Origin of the sequence: Pelagibacterium montanilacus (assembly GCF_003992665.1) — a bacterium.
GTDB lineage: Bacteria > Pseudomonadota > Alphaproteobacteria > Rhizobiales > Devosiaceae > Pelagibacterium > Pelagibacterium montanilacus.
On record NZ_RZMX01000025.1, the window covers coordinates 1 to 18,980 of the forward strand.

Here is an 18,980-nt window from a genome sequence, read left to right on the forward strand (position 1 = left end):
CTTGATGATGTGGACGCCCCCGGCCAGCGCAGTGCCGGTTAAGGTGCTGTGGAAGTGAAAGCAAGAGAAGGAGCGTTTACAATGAATATCAATACAATCGGACTGGATCTGGCCAAGAGCGTTTTCCAGGCACATGGCGTGGATGACACCGGGAAGACAGTGCTGGTGAAGAAGCTGCATCGCAAACAGATGCTGCCATTCTTTTCGAAACTGGCACCCTGCCTGATCGGGGTTGAAGCCTGCGCTACGGCGCATCACTGGGCGCGTACGCTGATCGCCATGGGCCATGACGTCAGGATCATGCCGCCGTCTTATGTAAAAGGATACGTCAAGCGCGGCAAAAGTGATGCGCTGGACGCAGAAGCGATCTGCGAAGCCGTGCAACGTCCCACGATGCGGTTCGTGCCCGTCAAGACGGTTGAGCAGCAGGGCATCCTGATGGCGCATCGGGCGCGATCTCTCCTGGTGCGCCAGCGCACCATGGCAGCGAATGCACTGCGCGCTCACCTGGCCGAATTCGGCTTCGTCGCAAATCCCGGCATCGCCAATCTGGCGAAGCTGGCCGATAGGGCCTTTGCTGATGAAGCCCTTCCTACTTACGCTCATCGAGCGCTTGAGATATTGATCCGACGGATCACCGAGTTAACCGAGGAGGTCGGCGAACTCGATCAGGAATTACGCATCTGGCATGCCGAGAACGAGGCCAGTCGAAGGCTCGCGGCTATCCCGGGTGTCGGGGTGATCACAGCGACAGCCATCGCGGCAACAGTGACAGACCCCGATCAGTTCCAATCAGGCAGGCAATTCGCCGCCTGGCTTGGGCTGACGCCGCAGCAGCAGTCGACCGGAGGCAAAACACGTCTCGGTGGTATATCCAAACAGGGCGACAGGTATTTGCGGCGCCTGCTCGTCGTTGGCGCAACGGCCGTCATGCGACACGCCAAGCGTAACCCGACGCCGATAACAGACTGGGTGAATGGGTTGCTGGAGAAGAAGCCGTTCCGGCTCGCCTCGGTCGCCCTCGCTAACAAGCTCGCCCGCATCGCCTGGGTAGTACTAACCCGCGGAGAGACATATAGACCCTATGGGCGGCCTGCCTGACCGCGCGCAGCCCGAACCAAATTGGCAATGGCAGTCGATGATGCGTAACGATCGAGCCAATGGAGAGGCAAACCCGTCTGATTCAATGCGCCACTCGTGCGCGCCAGCTTGATCAGGGACCTCACCGGCGGATTTCCATCAGGGCCAGCAGCGAATATCACGCCGCACAAACAGGCCGGACATATGAAAGCAACCGATCACCGCAACATGACAAAACCAGCTCTTGCCATAGGGGGCGTCCACATATGAATCAGATTTACTCCCTGAACGGAATCCAAAATCTGATTCAATCGCCAAATGACATGCTCTAGAGCATATCCCGTTCTGATTGAATCAGGACGGGATATGCTCGAAAGCTGTCGCGGTCCTGATCTCGATGCGGCATGACACCGCTTTTTCAGGTCACAAGCGGGACATGCAGGGCATCGAGCCTATCATCCCTGCCTAACCGGCCCTCAGCGGCGTCTCCCCCCGGCGCGTGCATTGCGCCAACTACCCGGCTTTTCCGCCCGGGTCTGACCAGACCGCCAGCACATTCCCGCCCGGCTCGCGGAAATGAAACCGCCGGCCGCCCGGAAAATCGAACTGCTCCTTGACGATCTCGCCTCCTGCTGCCCGCACCGCCGCTTCTGCCGCGTTCAGATCGGCGCTGTAGAGAATGACCAGGGGCGCAAACGCCGCGTCGGGCTCCACGGCCTCGATGCCGCCATCCAGCCCCGCGCCCTCGAGCCCGGCATAGCCCGGTCCATAATCGGCAAAGCCCCATCCGAACGCCTGGGCGAAAAACGCCCGCGACTTCGAGATATCGGTGCTCCCGAACTCGATGTAGTCGATCCGCGTCGCGTCCATGCTGCCCCCGCTATCTGTTCACTTTCTGTTCTATATTGCCGAGCTGCCGCCGTCAAGCCGTCACGTCTGGCATCCGGCGCCCCGAGCACCAGCCTGCGCAAGGCGCGAGCCCAGGCTCGTCGTTCCCGCAAAAAAGAGGGCCGGGGATCCCCGGCCCTCTTCGCGTGGTATTCGCTTGTCTGCCCCCGTCCCAGCGAACGAGGACAGGGTTACCCGAGGACCGCAATGACCGCTTCGCGGGTCTTGTCCACAATGATATCCGCTTCCTCGGACGTCAGGCACAGCGGCGGCGCAAAACCGAGAATGTCGCCCTGCGGCATGGCCCGTGCGATGACCCCGCGCTTGGCCAGTTCGGCAGAAATCCTGGGGCCAACCTTCTCTGAAGCGTCGAAGAACGCGAGGGCTTCCTTGTCCTTGGCGAACTCGACGGCACACAGCATGCCCTCGCCACGAACCTCGGCCACGTGGGCGTGCCCGGCCAGGGCATCGGACATGGCCGCGTTGAGATATGCACCGGTTTTGCCTGCGTTTTCCACCAGGCCCAACGTGTCGATCAGCTTAAGGTTGGCGACACCCGCGGCCGCGCCGATCGGATGGGCCGAGTAGGTCCAGCCATGGCCGATCGGGCCGTTCTCGTCAGTCCCTTTTTCAAACACGCTCCAGACCTTGTCCGAAATGATCGAGCCCGAGAGCGGCGCATAGGCCGAGGTCAGGCCCTTGGCGATGGTGATGATGTCCGGGGTGATCCCGTAATGGGTCGAACCGAACATGGTGCCAAGCCGTCCAAACCCGGTGACGACCTCGTCGGCCACCAGTAGGATGTCGTGCTTGGCCAAAATGGGCTGAATCGCTTCCCAATAGCCCTGCGGCGGCGGCACGATGCCGCCGGTCCCAAGGATCGGCTCGCCGATGAACGCGGCAATCGTATCAGCGCCTTCGCGCGCGATCAGCGCTTCGAGCTCGGCCACGCAATGGGCCACGAACTGGGCCTCGCTCATGTCGCGCCGCGGCCGGCGCAGATAATAGGGCGCTTCGGTGTGCAGCACCTGGGCGAGCGGCAGGTCGAACTTGTCGTGGAATCCCTTGAGCCCGGTCAGCGAGCCGGTCATCAAGCCCGACCCGTGATAGCCGCGCCAGCGCGAGATGATCTTCTTTTTCTGCGGCCGGCCCAGGATGTTGTTGTAGTACCAGATCAGCTTGATGTTGGTCTCGTTGGCGTCCGACCCCCCGAGGCCGAAATAGACCTTGCTCATGTTCCCGGGCGCGCGGTCGAGGATCATCTTGGCGAGCGTGATCGACACTTCGGTGCCATGCCCCACATAGGCGTGGTAGTAGGCCAGCTCGCGCGCCTGCTCGGCGATGGCATCGGCGATCTCGGTCCGCCCATAGCCGACATTGACGCAGTAGAGGCCGGCAAACCCGTCCAGCAGTTTGTTGCCATCCCGGTCCTCGATATAGACGCCCTTGCCGCCCGATACGATCCGGTTCGGGCTCTCCCCGCGCGCGTGCTGGGCGAGATGGGTCGAGGGATGGAAGAAATTCTCGCGGTCCCAGCGGTCGAGCTGATCGTTCGAAAGCATTGGTCTTGTCCTTGTCGTTACTTTTGTCTTTTCGAGCCTAGAGCCTTTGCTGGAAACGCTCTAGCGCCAGTCCCGGCACACATACTTGACTTCCGTAAAGGCCTCCATGCCCAGCCGCGCGCCCTCGCGGCCGATGCCCGATTGCTTGTAGCCGCCGAACGGGATCGGCGCACCGGTCACCTTGGTGCGGTTGACCGCGACCATGCCGAACTGCAAGGCGCGCGAAGCGCGATAGATGCGCCGGGGATTGTTGGTATGCAGGTAGGCCACCAGACCGTACTCGGTGTCATTGGCCCGGGCGATCACTTCCGCCTCGCTGTCGAACGGACAGATGGCCGCCACGGGCCCAAAGGTTTCCTCGTTCATGATCTTGGCGTCTGCCGCGACATCGGCGATGACGGTGGGCGAAAAGAACAGCGCGCCGGCCGCGTGGCCCTTGCCGCCCGCGAGAAGCCGCCCGCCCTTGGCCAGCGCGTCCTCCACGTGCTCGACCTGCTTGTCGAACGCCTTCTGGTTCATCATCGGTCCGATATCGGGGTCATCGAGCCCGGGTCCCACACTGAGCCGGTCGGCGGCGGCGGCGAACTTGTCGCAGAACCGCTCGTAAACGCCGCGCTCCACAAAGAACCGGTTGGCCCCGAGGCAATCCTGGCCGCTGGTCGCGAACTTGGCCTTGACCGCTTCGCTGACCGCCTGGTCGAGATCGGCATCGGCAAAGACGATGAACGGGGCATGCCCGCCCAGTTCCATGACCAGTCTTTTGACCGTGGTGGCCGACTGGCGGTAAAGCAGCCGTCCGATCTCGGTCGAGCCGGTGAACGAGACCACGCGCACCCGCGGGTCGGCCATCCAGGGCTCGACGATCGTCGGAGCGCTGCCCGTCACGACGTTGAATGCCCCGGCCGGCATGCCGGCGCGCCGGGCAAGAACCGCAAGCGCGGTCGCCGAGAACGGGGTTTCGGAGGAAGGATGGACCACGCAGGTGCACCCCGCCGCCAGAGCCGCCGCGGCCTTGCGGGTGATCATGGCCGAAGGGAAGTTCCACGGCGTGATCAGCGCGGCGACGCCAGCGGGCTCGCGCCAGATCTCGACCTCGGCATCGGGCAGGTGCGAGGTCACGGATTCGATATTGGGGCGCTTGGTTTCTTCGGCGTAAAATTCGACGAACGAGGCCGCGTAGTCGATCTCCCCCCGGGACTCCGAAATGGGCTTGCCCTGCTCCAGACTCATGATGATGGCCAGATCCTCACGCGCCTCGACCATCAGTTCGAACCAGCGGCGCAGGATCGCCGAGCGCTCCTGGGGCAGCAGTTCGGACCAGACGGCAAAGGCCCTCTGGGCGCTGTCGACCGCCGCGGCGGACTGGGCCGCATCGAACGCGGCGATCGAGCCGACCTGCCTGCCGGTCGCCGGATCGTGAACAGCGATGGGTTCGAGCGCCCCGGCCTCCGGCCGGTCCCCCACCATCGCAAATTCGCAGTAGAGTTCGGGATCCGACAGCAATGCGCCGATTCCCTGCTCTTTCAGCACGACAGATCTGTTCGCCATGATTGCGCTGGTCTCCCGCTCGCAGTGTGGTGATCTGTCATCACCATACCGATCCGCGGCCAGAGACGTTCGCCAAAGTAGTGGCACATAGGCGAGGCTTGTTCTGCCCGATCCCGGGGCGCGCGGAGGGATCGTCTATCCGCCGGCCCCGATAAGGGTCTCGATCGGGACGGGAGCATCCTTGATCGCGCCTGTAACCACGTAGGAATAGTAGCGCTTGACGCCCACCTGGGCGGCGAGCAGCCGGTCGATCAGATCCTGATAGGCTTCGAGGTCGCGGGTGACCACCTTGAGCATGTAGTCGATGCCGCCGCCCACCGCCCAGCACTCCACGATCTCCGCCATGTCCGCGACAGCGGCCTGGAACCGGGTGAAATCCTCGGTCTGGTGACTCTGGAGCTCGATCTGGACGAAAACGATGGTGACCGGGCCGAAGGCGCGCAGCGATACGCGCGCGCCATAGCTTTCGATAATTCCGGCATGCTCAAGGCGCTTGAGGCGCTCCCAGCAGGGCGTGGGGGTCAAATTCACCCGCTCCGCGAGGGTCGCCTTGGGAATGCGCCCTTCGCGCTGAAGGATGGACAGGATTTTTATATCCCGGTCATCGAGCTTGATTTGCCCCTGTCTTATGGCGCGCCTCCGGACCAGATCGCTCAAGATACTGGAGAATAAGTTCTTTACCGGCAGAATCCATAGCGCGTCCGGATGGAGTGCACAACAGCACATTCGCCCCGCACCCCTTTCCGGGGGCGGGAGCCCGGTCTGTCGGGTGCCGCTGGCCTGCCTACTTCACGACCATGCAGGTGGTCTTGGCCAGCCCGGTCACCTTGTGGGAGACCGAACCGAGGAAAAAGCCCCCGGCATCGCCACTGCCACGCGCGCCGAGGACGATCAGATCGCACCTGCGCTGCTCGGCGAATTCAACGATGGCGCGGGCCGGCTGCCCACGCTTTGCAAACGCCTCCACCGCCTTGGGCGCGCCGAGTTCGATCGCCTGCGCCTTGGCTGCGGCCGCCACCTCGCTTGCGAACGAGCGCAACGCGGCATCGGGCGCATCCGGTTCGCTCGAGCGGACCATCGAAATCGAGTGCTCGAGCAGGGAGTGGTGCTTGTAAACGCACAGCACCACGAGGTCCGCTTCATAACGGCGGGCGACGTCCACGGCCATCTCCAAGGCTTTGGTGGAATGCTCCGAGCCGTCCACTGCAACCAGGATCTTTTCAAACATTGCGTCGCTCCTACCGGAAGGCCAGGTCGCGCAGGAACAGCGCGATGGGAGGGAAGAAGATCAGCAGCAGGCTGACCCCCAGAAGGATCAGGATGAACGGTGGGGTTCCCCTGATGACGTCCATATACGGTCGCTTGAACACCGCGATGGCCGTGAAGATATCGCAACCGAACGGTGGCGTCGCCGAGCCGATCGCGACCTGCAGGGTGATGATGATGCCCACAAGCACCGGGTCGATCCCCAGTCCGGTCACGATGGGGGCAAAGATCGGCACGAGGATCAGGATCACCACGATCGGGTCAACGAACATGCAGCCCACGAAGAACGCGATGGCGATCGCGAACAGCACCGTCGTTTCACCGGCCTCCGCCAGCCCTATCGCTCCCAGGATCATCTGCGGGATCTGCTGGAAGGAGATGACCCATGAAAAGGCATTGCCCGCGGCCACGAGGATGAACACCACGGCCGTGATCATTCCGGTGGATTTCGCGATACCCCAGATGTCGCCCGGCTTGAGCGCGCGGAACACGATGAATTCAAGAACGATCGCATAGAGCACGCAGACCGAGGCCGCCTCGGTGGGGCTGAAAATCCCGCCATAGATACCGCCCACGATGATTGCGGGAAAGCCCAGCGGCCAGATGGCCTGGGTGATGGCCCGGCCACGCTCGCGCCATGAGGCCTTGGGCTCGGTCGGAATCTTGTTCTTGGTTGCGTAAATGACGCAATAGATCGAGAACAAGACAAGGATCAGCACGCCCGGCCCGACGCCGGCGATGAACAACTCGGAGATCGAGGTGCCCGAGATCACCCCGTAGATGATCATGGCGATCGAGGGCGGAATGAGCATCGCGATATCGGATGCGTTCACGATCAGGGCCAGCGAGAAGCTGTCCGAATAGCCCGCCTTGAGCATGCGCGGGCGCAAGGGGCTGCCGATCGCCACCACCGTGGCCTGGGTCGATCCCGAAACCGCGCCGAATAGCGTGCACCCCGTAGCGGTCGCGATGCCGAGGCCTCCGCGCAAATGGCCCACGAAGGCCATGACGAGGTCGATCAGCCGGTTGGCTGAATGCCCCTTGGTGATGATGTCGGCGGCCAGAATGAACATCGGCACGGCAACGAGCGCGGAGGGCCGGATCCCGCCCAGCATCTGCTGGATCATGATCTCGGGCCCCATGGGCATATAAATGAAGAACGCGATGAAGCATGCCGCCATGAGCGGGATCATCATGGGGAACCCCAGCAGCAGCAGGCCCACCATCGCAATGATCATCCAGGTTGCAAGTTCCTGAGCCAATTCGCCAAACTCCCCCGGGCGGTGCTAGAGCGCTTCCATCGGAACATACCCGGTTCGGAAGCGGGAAAAATCAAACACTTAGAGCCCCTGTCCCGATCCCGTCAGAACAGGAAACGCTCTAGATCGGCGTTTCCGTGTCCTCGTAGGAATCGATGACACTGGTCGAGAGATAGACGTCGGGCCGCGTGAGATTGGCGATCGCCGTCAGCACATACTGGATGCCCGTCACGACGAACCCGATCGGAACCCAGATGAGCGTGATGTAGACCGGGATGCGGGTCGCTGATGCGATCCGTCCGGTGTTGTAGACGCTCAGGACATAGATCACTGAATACCAGGCCAGAACGAACATCGCTGCTGCGGTGATCAGCGCGATGAAGATCATCAGAACCTTGCGGTGCTTGTCCGAAAGCATGTCGTAGAACGCCGACATTCGGATGTGCCGACCCTGTCGGGCGGCGTATCCGATACCGGCGAACGTGATGAGAATGATGAGAAACTGATTGATTTCCTCGGTGCCGGGGAACGACCGGCCAAGGGCGAAGCGGGCGACGATGTTGCTGATGGCGTTGGCCGCCATGGCAAGAACACCGGCGGAAAGCATGATCGATTCGAGCCAGGCAAGGCCACGGTCAAGGAACGCCAGGGGCTTGAGAACGCCGCCAAACTGGCTCGGTGGTGGCGCCAGGCCCGGATCCGGATTGGCCGGCTTGGGGGTAAGGCCCCCCGACCGATCATCTTGGCTCATCGACAGTCCTTTCGCACATCATCCATGCAGGAAAGAAGGGGCCCGGCAATGCCGGACCCCTGTAGTCTTGGTCGATTACTGCGCCACGGATTCGCGGGCGGACTCGATATCGGCTTCAAAGCCATCAAGGACATCCTGCCCGGAATCACCGGCCATTTCCAGGAACGTCTCGCGCACCTGCTGTGCGGCCTCGCGGAACGGCTCACGCTCCTCGTCGGTCAGGCGCGTAACGCCCATGTCCGGCTTGGCCTCCAGGATCATCTCGAGCGCTTCTTCGGTCAGACCCTGCTGGTATTCGATGATGTACTCATAGGCCTCTTCCGAAGCGGCGGCGACCAGTTCCTGATCTTCTTCCGACAGCCCGTCATAGAAAGCCTTGTTGGCCAGCACGGCGGTCGTGAAGTTGTTGTGGCCCGCAAAGGTGATGTGATCGGTCACCTCGTACATGTTCGTCGATTCAACGAAGAACATCGGGTTTTCCTGGCCCTGGATCATGTTGAGCTGCAGGGCACCGAACACCTCGCCCCAGGGGAGCGGCGTCGGGGTCGCACCGAACGCATTGTAGGTTTCCACCAGGATCGGCGAGGTCATGACCCGGAAGTTCACGCCATCGAGATCCTCAGGAGCGTTGACCGGCTCCTTGGTGGTCATCACCACTTCGCCTTCCGGATACATCGTGACCATCTCAAAGCCCTGATCGTTGTACCGTGCCGCGAGCGTCTCGTTGATCGTGGGCGAGGAACGGAAGAACTCGGCGAGCACTTCAGGATCCTCGGGCAGCACGTAAGGCAGGTTGAACACGTTCAGCTCAGGGATCAGCGCGCCGGTGAACCCGGGCGAAGCGGTCACGAACTCGATCGCGCCCATCTGGGCCAGCTCGGTCGTGTCGGCCGATTCCCCGAGGGTGCCGAACGGATAGATCGTTACGGTGTGGTCGGAATTGGCTTCCACGTAATCCTTGAACTGGGTCGCGAAAACGCCCTGCACTTCGTCGATGGCCTCTTCGAGCGCGTAGCGCCATTCGGCGGCACCAGCCGACGCGGCGGAAAATGCCAGAACCGAAGCACCGGTCACAAGACCCAGGGTGAGCTTGCGGGTGAACGTATTAGAATTGGTCGGCATGATTGCGTCCTTCCTTTTATCGTTTACAGTTCTCAGAGCCCAAACGTTCAGCCGCGATCAGTGATCTCGCAGCCGTTTTGTCCGAGTCTGTAGTGTTCTGCTTGCCCATCGAATGACGCGCACTCGACCGGGCAGCCGAAATACTGGCGGTAGGGTTGCGCGCCGCGCCGGTGAAGTCGAGGGACGATTTTTCTGTATATGCCGCCTCGCGCAGCAGAACGCACTGCCTGACCCCGCCCAACTTGGTGAGATCGACTGGGGACTTGATGTTCATAGTGAGCTTTGCGTAGCGGGTTCATGGGATGCCGGGCGGCCGCACGCTCAATATATCGAGGTGATGATGCAACAGGGCGTAGGGACACGGTCTGGACCCGGTGCGGTGCCGCTTTACGGGGCGATCCTGCTGGCGAGCGACATGACCACGGAGCGCGACATGCGCGCGCTGATGCCTGCCGCCCTTGGCTCGGTGACCACGCGCGTCCCGTTCTCCAACCCCACGACGCCCGAGAATCTCCGGGCTATCCTGCCTCACCTTTCAAAGGCCGCGGGCCTGCTCGTGCCCGGCACGGACCTGCCGGCGATCTATTTCTCGTGCACCTCGGCCACGGTGGTCCTGGGCTATGAGGTGGTGCGTGCTGCCATAGGCGAGCACAGACCCGGCGTCCCGGTCGTCACGCCGCTGGCCTGTGCGCTCGAGGCGTATGCCCTTCTGGGCGCCGACCGGATTGCCGTGATGTCCCCTTACGTGCCCGAGACCACCAGGGTCGTCGTCGATCATTTCGAGGCGAGCGGGCTCGAGGTCACCAATATGGTCTCGCTCGACATCCCCGACGACCGCGACATGGCCCGCATGGCCGACGACGATATCGTCGAAGCCTGCGCCAGAGCGGTCAACGACAGGGCCCAGGCGCTGTTTGTATCGTGCACCGCCCTGCCCGCCGCCCGGCTGGCCCCCAGGATCGAGGCACGCATCGGCCGCCCGGTCGTCACCTCCAACCTTGCCGGGCTCTGGAAAGTCCGGGCTCTGGCGGGCTGCGCGCCCTCCCCCGAACTTGGCACGCTGATGGGCCTGCCCCTCAATGCCAGGATCCCTGCGTGACCCACATCGATTTCACTGCCATTCTCGAGGCGCGCCGCGCCATCGCGCCCTATGTGCTGCGGACGCCCGCCTATCGGAGCGCGGCACTCTCGGAGGTCGCCGGCCATGACGTGATGCTCAAGGCCGAGCACCGCCAGACCACAGGGAGCTTCAAGCTGAGGGGCGCGACCAACGCCATTCTCTCGCTCGACCCCGACGCCCGCCAGCGCGGGGTCTGCGCCGCCTCCACGGGAAATCACGGCCGGGCCCTCGCCCATGCCGCGCGCATGACCGGCGCGAGGGCCGTTGTGTGCATGTCGCGCCTCGTGCCCCCCAACAAGGTCGAGGCGATCGAGGCGCTGGGGGCCGAGGCCCGTATCGTGGGAATGAGCCAGGACGATGCCCAGTGCGAGGTCGACGCGCTGTGCGCCGCCGAGGCCATGACCGACATCCCGCCCTTCGATCACGCCGCGATCATCGCCGGTCAGGGCACGCTTGGCATCGAGATCATGGAAGATCTGCCCCGTGCCGAAGCGGTCCTCGTGCCACTATCGGGGGGCGGGCTGATCGCCGGCATGGCGCGCGCGATCAAGACGCTGAACCCATCGACCCGGGTGATCGGCATCTCGATGGAACGCGGCGCGGCCATGGCGGCAGCGCTTTCCGCCGGCCGTCCGGTGGACGTCGAGGAGGTCGAAACCCTGGCAGATTCCCTTGGCGGCGGCATCGGGCTGTCCAACCGCCACACCTTCGCAATGGTCCGCGATCTGGTCGATGAGGTGGTGCTGCTCACCGAAGCCGAGATCGCCGCGGGCATCGCCCATGCCTACAGGGTCGAGCGCGAAATCCTCGAAGGCGCCGGCGCGGTGGGCATCGCCGCCCTGTTGTGCGGCAAGGTGCGCCCTCGCGGCCCCGTCGCACTTGTCCTGAGCGGAGGCAATATCGATATGGCCAGCCATCTCGACATTCTCACCGGCCGCCATCCCGCATGCCGTATGGAGCACGCCCATGGCTGACATTACCATCCTCGTTGAATCCCGGTTGCGCGACCTGGTCGCCCTCGACCCCGCTGCCGTAGCCTGCGTGCGCGATGCCTTTTTGGCGCTCGCCACCCGGCCCGTCGTCATGCCCCCCATCCTGCGGCTCGACATCGCCGAGGCCAATGGCGAGGTCGACGTCAAGACCGCCTATGTGCCGGGCATCGAGAGCTTTGCCATCAAGATCTCCCCGGGCTTTTTCGACAACCCCAAGCTTGGCCTGCCCTCGGTCAACGGGCTCATGTGCCTTTTGAGCGCCAGGACCGGCCTGCTCGAGGCGATGCTGCTCGACAATGGCTATCTCACGGACGTGCGCACTGCCGCCGCCGGCGCCGTCGCCGCCGACACGCTGGCGCGCTCCGATGCCCGCGTGGCCGCGATCCTGGGCGCCGGGGTTCAGGCCAGACTCCAGCTCAAGGCCCTGAAACTGGTGCGCGAGATTGAGGAAGTCCGCTTCTGGGCCCGCGACAGGGCAAAGGCCGAAGCCGCCGCTGCTTGGGCGCGCGAGGAACTCGGGCTTTTGGCAGGCGTCACCGAACATGGCCGGAGCGCCATTGACGGCGCCGATATCATCGTCAGCACCACCCCTGCCGACGAGCCGCTGGTCATGGGTGACTGGCTTTCCGCCGGCCAGCATCTCACGGCCATGGGCTCGGACGCCGAGCACAAGAACGAGATCGACCCCGCGCTCTTTGCGCGGGAAGGCCTCGTTTACGTCGCCGACCGGCTGAGCCAGACCCGCATCCTGGGGGAACTCCACCACGCCATTGCCGCGGGCGTTGTTCCGGCCGACGCCGATTTCGCCGAACTGGGCGCCGTCCTCGCCGGAAACCGTCCCGGGCGCACCACGCCCGACCAGATCACCTTTGCCGACCTCACGGGCACCGGTGTCCAGGATACAGCGATTGCCACCCTGGCCCGCGCACGAGCCCTGGGCGCAGGCGCCGGCACCATTATTTCCAGTTAAGGCCTTTTCCCCGGAGCGCATCGAGATGCCCAGCCTACGCCTGCCTTTCACCCTCTCGGAATATTACGGGCGCCTCGACGCCACGCGGCGCGCCATGCAGACCCATGGCATCGACATCCTGATCGTCACCAACCCGTCCAACATGCACTGGCTCACGGGCTATGACGGCTGGTCGTTCTATGTCCACCAGGCGGTGATCGTCTCGTTGACCGACGAGCCGCAATGGTGGGGCCGCCCCATGGACGCCGTCGGCGCGCAGATGACCACCTGGCTGGCCGACGATTCGATCCACTCCTATCCCGACGACTACGTGCAGAACCCCGAAAAGCACGCCTACCAGCACCTTTGCGCCATCCTCAGGGCCAAGGGCTGGGACCAGCGGCGCATCGGGGTGGAGATGGACAACTATTATTTCACCGCCGCGTGCCTCGAGACCCTGCGCGCCGAGATCCCCGGCGTCTCGGTCGCTGACGCCACCTCGATCGTCACATGGCAGCGCTCGGTCAAGTCCGAGGCCGAGATCGAGTACATGCGCCGGGCCGCCCGGATCATCGAAAAGACCCATGAGCGCATCCGCGAGATCACCGAGCCCGGCCTGCGCAAGAACGAGCTTGTCGCCGAGATCTTCGCCTCGCTCACCCGCGGTGCGGACGGCTATGGCGGGGATTATTCGGCCATCGTGCCCCTCACCCCCTCGGGCCGGGACGCCGCTGCCGCCCACCTCACCTGGGACGACCGTCCGCTCATCGCGGGGGAAGGCACGTTCTTTGAGATCGCGGGCTGCTACCGGCGCTATCACTGCCCGATCTCGCGCACCGTCTATCTGGGCACGCCGCCCGATGAAATGCTCCGCGCCCAGGAAGCCGTGCTCGAAGGGCTCGAGGCGGGACTGGCCACCGCGCGCCCGGGCAACACCTGCGGAGAGGTCGCCGAGGCCTTCTTTGCCGTGCTCAAGAAGCACGGGGTGGAAAAGTCCTCGCGGGCCGGCTACTCGGTCGGTCTGTCCTACCCGCCCGACTGGGGCGAGCACACCATGAGCATCCGCCCCGGCGACCGCTCGATCCTGACCGCGAACATGACCTTCCACTTCATGCCCGCCATCTGGACCCCCGAATGGGGCCTCGAGATCACCGAGACCTTCCGGATCACCGAGGACGGCGCGCCCGAATGCCTCGCCAACGTTCCCCGTGAACTCTGCGTCAAACCCTAGACCCCGGAGCCAAGCGACCATGGCCCATGCCCTGCTCGGCGACACGCTCGAGATCCTCGCCGATCTCATCGCCTTTCCCTCCGTCTCCCACGACAGCAATCTCGAGTTGATCGCCTATATCAACCAGCGGCTCGACCAGATCGGCACGCGGACCTACCTCACGCTCGATCCTTCGGGCACCAAGGCCAATCTGTTCGCAACGCTGGGGCCCGCGGATATGGATGGCGGAATCATTCTCTCGGGTCATACCGACGTGGTCCCGGTCGAGGGCCAGGAATGGACCTCGGACCCTTACGTGGCCACCATCCGCAACAAGCGCCTTTACGGCCGGGGCGCCTGCGACATGAAGGGGTTTCTCGCCTGCATGATGGCCTATGCCCCCCATTTCGCCGAAGCGGGGCTCACGCGCCCCCTGCACATGGCCTTCACCTATGACGAGGAGGTGGGCTGCCACGGGGCCAAGGTGATGCTGCGCGAACTGGAATCGGTGGGACGCAAGCCCGCCCTGTGCATCGTGGGCGAACCCTCGATGATGGACATCATCGACGGCCACAAGGGGTGCTGCGAGTATACCACCAGCTTCACCGGGCTCGAGGGCCACGGCTCGATGCCCGACAATGGGGTCAACGCCGTGGAATACGCGGCCCGCTTCATCGCAAAGCTCATGGAGCTGGCCGAAGAGCTCAAGGCCCGCTCCCCCACTTCCGGCCGGTTCGATCCCCCCTATTCCACCATCCAGGTCGGAAGAATCTCGGGCGGGATCGCGCGCAACATCATCGCTGGCGCGGCTTCCGTCGACTGGGAATTGCGCCCGGTCTCCAAGGAGGACTACGCCTTCGTGCACGCCCAGCTCGACGCCTTCGTCAACGAGCAGCTCCTGCCACCCATGCAGGCCATTCATCCCGAAGCCGGGATCGAGACCGAAACGGTGGGCGATGTCGGCGGGCTCGAGCCCGTGGAAGGATCCAAGGCGGTCGAACTGGTGCGCGCGCTCACGGGCAACACCGAGCCTACCCATTGCGTCTCGTTCAACACCGAGGCCGGGCTGTTCCAGGACAAGGGCATTGACACGGTCATTTGCGGACCCGGATCGATCGACCAGGCCCACAAGCCCGACGAGTTCATCGAACTCAGCCAGTTGAGCGCGTGCCTTGAAATGATCGGCAATCTCGAGCGCCATCTCAAATCCTGACGGAGCGCGGGAAAACTGTCGCCATAAGGCCCGCCGGGCCTTATGGAGTGCCCATGACACAAGCCGACAGTTTTGAAATTTTCCTCGTCTGCGCCCCCGGGCTCGAGCAGCCGCTGCGCGCCGAAGCGCTCGAGCTGGGCTTTGCCGGCGCACGCGCCATGCGCGGGGGCGTCGCCGTCTCGGGCGGCTGGACCAATGTGATGCGCGCCAATCTGCTTTCGCGCGGGGCGATCAGGATTCTGGCGCGCGTGGCCAGCTTCAGGGCGAGCCATCTCGCCCAGCTCGACAAGCGCGCCCGCACCGTGGCCTGGGACACGGTCCTGCGCCCGGACGTGCCCGTCTGGGTGGACGCGAGCTGCAAAGGCTCGCGCATCTACCACAGCGGCGCAGCCGCCGAGCGCGTGGCCACGGCGATCGCACAAACCCTCGGCGCCCCGATCTGCGAGGACGCGCCCATTCGTATCCTCGTCCGGATCGAGAACGACATCGTCACCCTGAGCGTGGACACCTCCGGCGAACCCCTGCACAAGCGCGGCCACAAGCAGGCGGTCAACCGCGCGCCCATGCGCGAGACCATCGCCGCCCTGCTGCTGCGCGCCTGCGCCTATCGGGGCACCGAACCCGTGCTCGACCCCATGTGCGGCTCGGGCACCTTCGTGATCGAGGCCGCCGAGATCGCCGCTGGCCTCGCCCCGGGCCGCTCGCGCGCCTTCGCCTTCGAGCACCTTGCCCCCTTCGATCGAGACCGCTGGGCCAGAATGAAGGGCTCGGGCAAGTCCTCCGAGCCGGCTTCCCTGTTTTACGGCGCGGACCGCGACCAGGGCGCCATCGCGATGAGCCAGGCCAATGCCGAACGCGCCGGCGTCGCGCAATGGGCCCGCTTCACACACGCCCCGATCTCAGCGCTTGAGCGACCCGAAGGTCCGCCGGGCCTCGTCATGGTCAATCCGCCCTATGGCGGGCGCGTGGGGGAGAAAAAGGCGCTCGGTCCGCTCTATGGCGCCCTGGGCGCAGTGCTGGCCGAACGGTTTGCCGGGTGGCGCGTAGCGCTTGTGACCAGCGAGCCAGACCTTGCCCGGGCCACGCGCCTGCCCTTCCTGGCCGCGGGCGAAACCATCGACAATGGCGGCACCCGCATCGGGCTCTATCGCACCGCCCCGCTGGCCTGAACAATGGGCCCGGACATGAAAAAGGCCCCGTCTCCGGGGCCTTTCCGTCTTGATGCATTCCGATCGCTTACTGCGCGGCGGCGTCGATCACCTCGCCCTCGAGAAGCGGCCTGATAACGAGCCCGTCCTCCCCGGCGTCCACTTCCACTGCCGAACCGTCGGTGATGGCGCCGGCCAGCATCTTTTCGGCCAACTCGTCCTGGACGGCCCGCTGGATGACACGCTTGAGCGGCCGGGCCCCGTAATGGGGGTCATAGCCCTGCCCGGCGAGCCAGTCGCGCGCCGCCTCGGTGACCGAGATCGTGATCTCGCGGGCATCGAGCAGCTTTTGCAGCCGGGTGAGCTGGATATCCACGATCGCCCCCATCTGGCTGCGCTCGAGCCGCGAGAACAGCAGGATCTCGTCCACGCGGTTGAGGAATTCGGGCTTGAACGCGGCCTTGACCACATCCATCACCTTGCCCTCGGCCAGTTGCACGGGGTCGCCATCGGCGAGCTCGATCAGGTATTGCGAGCCCAGATTCGAGGTCATGATCACCAGCGTATTGCGGAAATCGACCGTATGACCCTGGCCGTCGGTCAGCCGCCCGTCATCGAGCACCTGCAACAGGATGTTGAAGACGTCCGGATGGGCCTTTTCGATCTCATCGAACAGGATCACCTGATAGGGTCGACGCCGAACCGCCTCGGTCAGCACCCCGCCTTCGTCATAGCCCACATAGCCCGGAGGCGCGCCGATCAGGCGGGCGACCGCGTGCTTTTCCATGAACTCGGACATGTCGAGCCGGACCATCGCCGTCTCGTCGTCAAAGAGGAACTGGGCTAGCGCCTTGGTCAGCTCGGTCTTGCCCACGCCCGTGGGCCCAAGGAAGATGAACGAGCCAATGGGCCGGTTGGGATCCTGCAGGCCCGCCCGCGCGCGCCGCACGGCCCGCGAGACCGCCTCGACGGCCTGGGACTGGCCCACGACCCGCCGTCCCAGTTCCTGCTCCATGCGCAAGAGCTTGTCGCGCTCGCCCTCGAGCATCCTGTCGACGGGCACACCCGTCCAACGGGAAACCACCTGGGCGATATGGTCGGCGGTGACCACCTCCTCGACCATATCCGAGCCGGGCTTGGCTTCATGGGCCTCGGCAGCGTTCAGACGCCGCTCGAGATCGGGGATCACGCCATAGGCAAGCTCGCCAGCCCGCGCAAGATCGCCCTTGCGCTGGGCGAGCTCGAGTTCGGTGCGCGCCTGATCGAGCTCCTCCTTGAGCTTGGTGCCCCCGGCGAGCCGTTCCTTTTCGGCCAGCCAGCGCTGGGTCATGGCGTCGGACTCTTCCTCGAGCCCGGCAAGCTCGGCCTCGAGCCGGGCCAGACGGGATTTGGACGCGTCGTCGTCTTCCTTTTTCAGCGCCTCGCGCTCGATCTTGAGCTGGATGATGCGCCGGTCGAGCTCGTCGAGCGCCTCGGGCTTGGAGTCCACCGCCATACGCAGCCGCGCCGAGGCCTCATCCATCAGATCGATGGCCTTGTCGGGCAGGAACCGGTCGGTGATGTACCGGTTCGAGAGCGTCGCCGCGGAGACCAGCGCGGAATCGGAAATCCGCACCCCATGGTGAAGCTCGTATTTTTCCTTCAGACCGCGCAGAATCGAGATCGTATCCTCGACCGTGGGCTCGGAGACAAAGACCGGCTGGAACCGGCGGGCCAGGGCCGCATCCTTTTCCACGTGCTTTTTGTACTCGTCGAGCGTGGTGGCGCCCACGCAGTGCAGCTCACCGCGCGCCAGGGCGGGTTTGAGAAGGTTCGAGGCGTCCATCGCCCCGTCCGCCTTGCCCGCGCCCACCAGCGTATGCATTTCGTCGATAAACAGGATGATCTGCCCCTCGGCGGCCTGCACCTCCGAAAGCACGGACTTCAGCCGCTCCTCGAATTCGCCGCGATATTTGGCGCCGGCGATCAGCGCGCCCATGTCGAGCGCCAGCAGGGCCTTGCTCTTGAGGCTTTCGGGCACGTCGCCGTTCACGATCCGGAGCGACAGGCCCTCCGCGATCGCGGTCTTGCCCACGCCGGGCTCGCCGATCAGAACCGGATTGTTCTTGGTGCGCCGGGAGAGGACCTGGATGGTGCGCCGGATTTCCTCGTCCCGCCCGATCACAGGATCGAGCTTGCCCATGCGGGCTTCCTCGGTGAGGTCGCGGGCATATTTCTTGAGCGCGTCATAAGTGTTTTCGGCCGACGCGGAATCGGCGGTGCGGCCCTTGCGGATCGCATCGATGGCGCTGTTGAGCCCCGCCGGGGTCACCCCGGCGGCGGCCAGCACCTTGCCTGCATCTGTGGACTTTTCCACCGCCAGCGCCAGCAGCAGGCGCTCGACCGCAACGAAGCTGTCCCCGGCCTTTTTGGCCGCAGCCTCGGCGGTCTCGAACACCCGCGCCGCCTCGCGGGAAAGATAGACCTGGCCCGCATCGCCCGAAACCTTGGGCAGTTTTCCCAGCCCCTCCTCGACCCCGGCGCGGACCTGGGCGACATTGCCGCCGGCCCGTTCGATCAGCCCCGAGGCCATGCCCTCGGGGTCGTCGACCAGCACCTTGAGGATGTGCAGGGGCACAAATTGCTGGTGACCCTGCGAGAGGGCCATCTGCTGCGCACTCTGGATAAAACCGCGCGCGCGCTCGGTGAATTTCTCAACGTTCATCGCTTCAACTCTCCTGGATCTGGCACGTCGTTCCCCGCCTGGTGTCCAGCGCGTGGCCCAACGCCCGAAGCGTTGTCTCTATTATAGGGATCAGCCCGATCCTCGGCACTGATCGAGATCAAGAAGAGATATAGGCGCAGTTGAACGAAGAAAAAGACCGGAGCGGCT

The 18,980-nt window shown here is 64.3% G+C and carries 16 protein-coding genes; 7 read left to right on the forward strand and 9 right to left on the reverse strand.

What is annotated here, in order from left to right:
• Window positions 1-81 precede the first annotated feature (81 nt).
• Window positions 82-1,101, forward strand: a complete 1,020-nt coding sequence (locus EO136_RS08920; RefSeq protein ID WP_127143153.1) for an IS110 family RNA-guided transposase — start codon at window positions 82-84, stop codon at window positions 1,099-1,101.
• 492 nt (window positions 1,102-1,593) lie between these two features.
• On the opposite strand, the gene EO136_RS08925 is transcribed toward EO136_RS08920, so the two are convergent.
• The 8 genes from EO136_RS08925 to EO136_RS08960 all read right to left on the reverse strand — a co-directional run bounded on the left by EO136_RS08925 (window position 1,594) and on the right by EO136_RS08960 (window position 9,476).
• Entirely contained in the window at window positions 1,594-1,950 is a 357-nt protein-coding gene (locus tag EO136_RS08925; RefSeq protein WP_127144094.1) for a VOC family protein, read from the reverse strand.
• A 209-nt stretch (window positions 1,951-2,159) separates the two neighbouring features.
• Window positions 2,160-3,530 carry an aspartate aminotransferase family protein gene (locus EO136_RS08930; protein ID WP_127144095.1) on the reverse strand — a complete coding sequence of 457 codons (1,371 nt, stop codon included), beginning with the start codon at window positions 3,528-3,530 and terminating at the stop codon, window positions 2,160-2,162.
• Window positions 3,531-3,590: 60 nt separating this feature from the next.
• A complete protein-coding gene (locus EO136_RS08935; RefSeq protein ID WP_206513300.1) occupies window positions 3,591-5,078 on the reverse strand; it encodes an NAD-dependent succinate-semialdehyde dehydrogenase in 1,488 nt (495 codons plus the stop codon).
• A 135-nt stretch (window positions 5,079-5,213) separates the two neighbouring features.
• On the reverse strand, window positions 5,214-5,735 hold the full coding sequence (locus EO136_RS08940) for an Lrp/AsnC family transcriptional regulator (protein ID WP_342773406.1): 522 nt from the start codon (window positions 5,733-5,735) through the stop codon (window positions 5,214-5,216).
• Window positions 5,736-5,862: 127 nt separating this feature from the next.
• Complete coding sequence (locus EO136_RS08945) at window positions 5,863-6,306, reverse strand: universal stress protein (protein WP_127144097.1); 444 nt, start codon at window positions 6,304-6,306, stop codon at window positions 5,863-5,865.
• A 10-nt stretch (window positions 6,307-6,316) separates the two neighbouring features.
• Window positions 6,317-7,582, reverse strand: a complete 1,266-nt coding sequence (locus EO136_RS08950) for a TRAP transporter large permease (RefSeq protein ID WP_127144098.1) — start codon at window positions 7,580-7,582, stop codon at window positions 6,317-6,319.
• 142 nt (window positions 7,583-7,724) lie between these two features.
• Window positions 7,725-8,354, reverse strand: coding sequence for a TRAP transporter small permease (locus EO136_RS08955; protein ID WP_127144099.1), 630 nt, complete (start codon window positions 8,352-8,354; stop codon window positions 7,725-7,727).
• A 75-nt stretch (window positions 8,355-8,429) separates the two neighbouring features.
• Window positions 8,430-9,476: a TRAP transporter substrate-binding protein gene (locus EO136_RS08960; RefSeq protein WP_127144100.1), complete on the reverse strand. Its 1,047-nt coding sequence runs from the start codon at window positions 9,474-9,476 to the stop codon at window positions 8,430-8,432.
• 340 nt (window positions 9,477-9,816) lie between these two features.
• On the opposite strand from EO136_RS08960, the gene EO136_RS08965 reads away from it, so the two are divergent.
• The 6 genes from EO136_RS08965 to EO136_RS08990 are packed head-to-tail and all read left to right on the forward strand — an operon-like array spanning window position 9,817 to window position 16,129.
• Complete coding sequence (locus EO136_RS08965; protein ID WP_164730510.1) at window positions 9,817-10,575, forward strand: aspartate racemase/maleate isomerase family protein; 759 nt, start codon at window positions 9,817-9,819, stop codon at window positions 10,573-10,575.
• Complete coding sequence (eutB, locus tag EO136_RS08970; RefSeq protein ID WP_127144102.1) at window positions 10,572-11,570, forward strand: hydroxyectoine utilization dehydratase EutB; 999 nt, start codon at window positions 10,572-10,574, stop codon at window positions 11,568-11,570. The genes EO136_RS08965 and eutB overlap by 4 nt, the downstream gene beginning before the upstream one ends.
• Window positions 11,563-12,558 carry an ectoine utilization protein EutC gene (gene eutC, locus EO136_RS08975; RefSeq protein WP_127144103.1) on the forward strand — a complete coding sequence of 332 codons (996 nt, stop codon included), beginning with the start codon at window positions 11,563-11,565 and terminating at the stop codon, window positions 12,556-12,558. The genes eutB and eutC overlap by 8 nt, the downstream gene beginning before the upstream one ends.
• Window positions 12,559-12,583: 25 nt before the next feature.
• Window positions 12,584-13,768: a M24 family metallopeptidase gene (locus EO136_RS08980; protein ID WP_127144104.1), complete on the forward strand. Its 1,185-nt coding sequence runs from the start codon at window positions 12,584-12,586 to the stop codon at window positions 13,766-13,768.
• 19 nt (window positions 13,769-13,787) lie between these two features.
• Entirely contained in the window at window positions 13,788-14,960 is a 1,173-nt protein-coding gene (gene argE, locus EO136_RS08985) for an acetylornithine deacetylase (protein WP_127144105.1), read from the forward strand.
• 53 nt (window positions 14,961-15,013) lie between these two features.
• Complete coding sequence (locus EO136_RS08990) at window positions 15,014-16,129, forward strand: THUMP domain-containing class I SAM-dependent RNA methyltransferase (RefSeq protein ID WP_127144106.1); 1,116 nt, start codon at window positions 15,014-15,016, stop codon at window positions 16,127-16,129.
• A gap of 67 nt (window positions 16,130-16,196) precedes the next feature.
• Here the strand turns inward: EO136_RS08990 and clpB are convergent, their stop codons facing one another.
• On the reverse strand, window positions 16,197-18,812 hold the full coding sequence (clpB, locus tag EO136_RS08995; RefSeq protein ID WP_127144107.1) for an ATP-dependent chaperone ClpB: 2,616 nt from the start codon (window positions 18,810-18,812) through the stop codon (window positions 16,197-16,199).
• Window positions 18,813-18,980 lie beyond the last annotated feature (168 nt).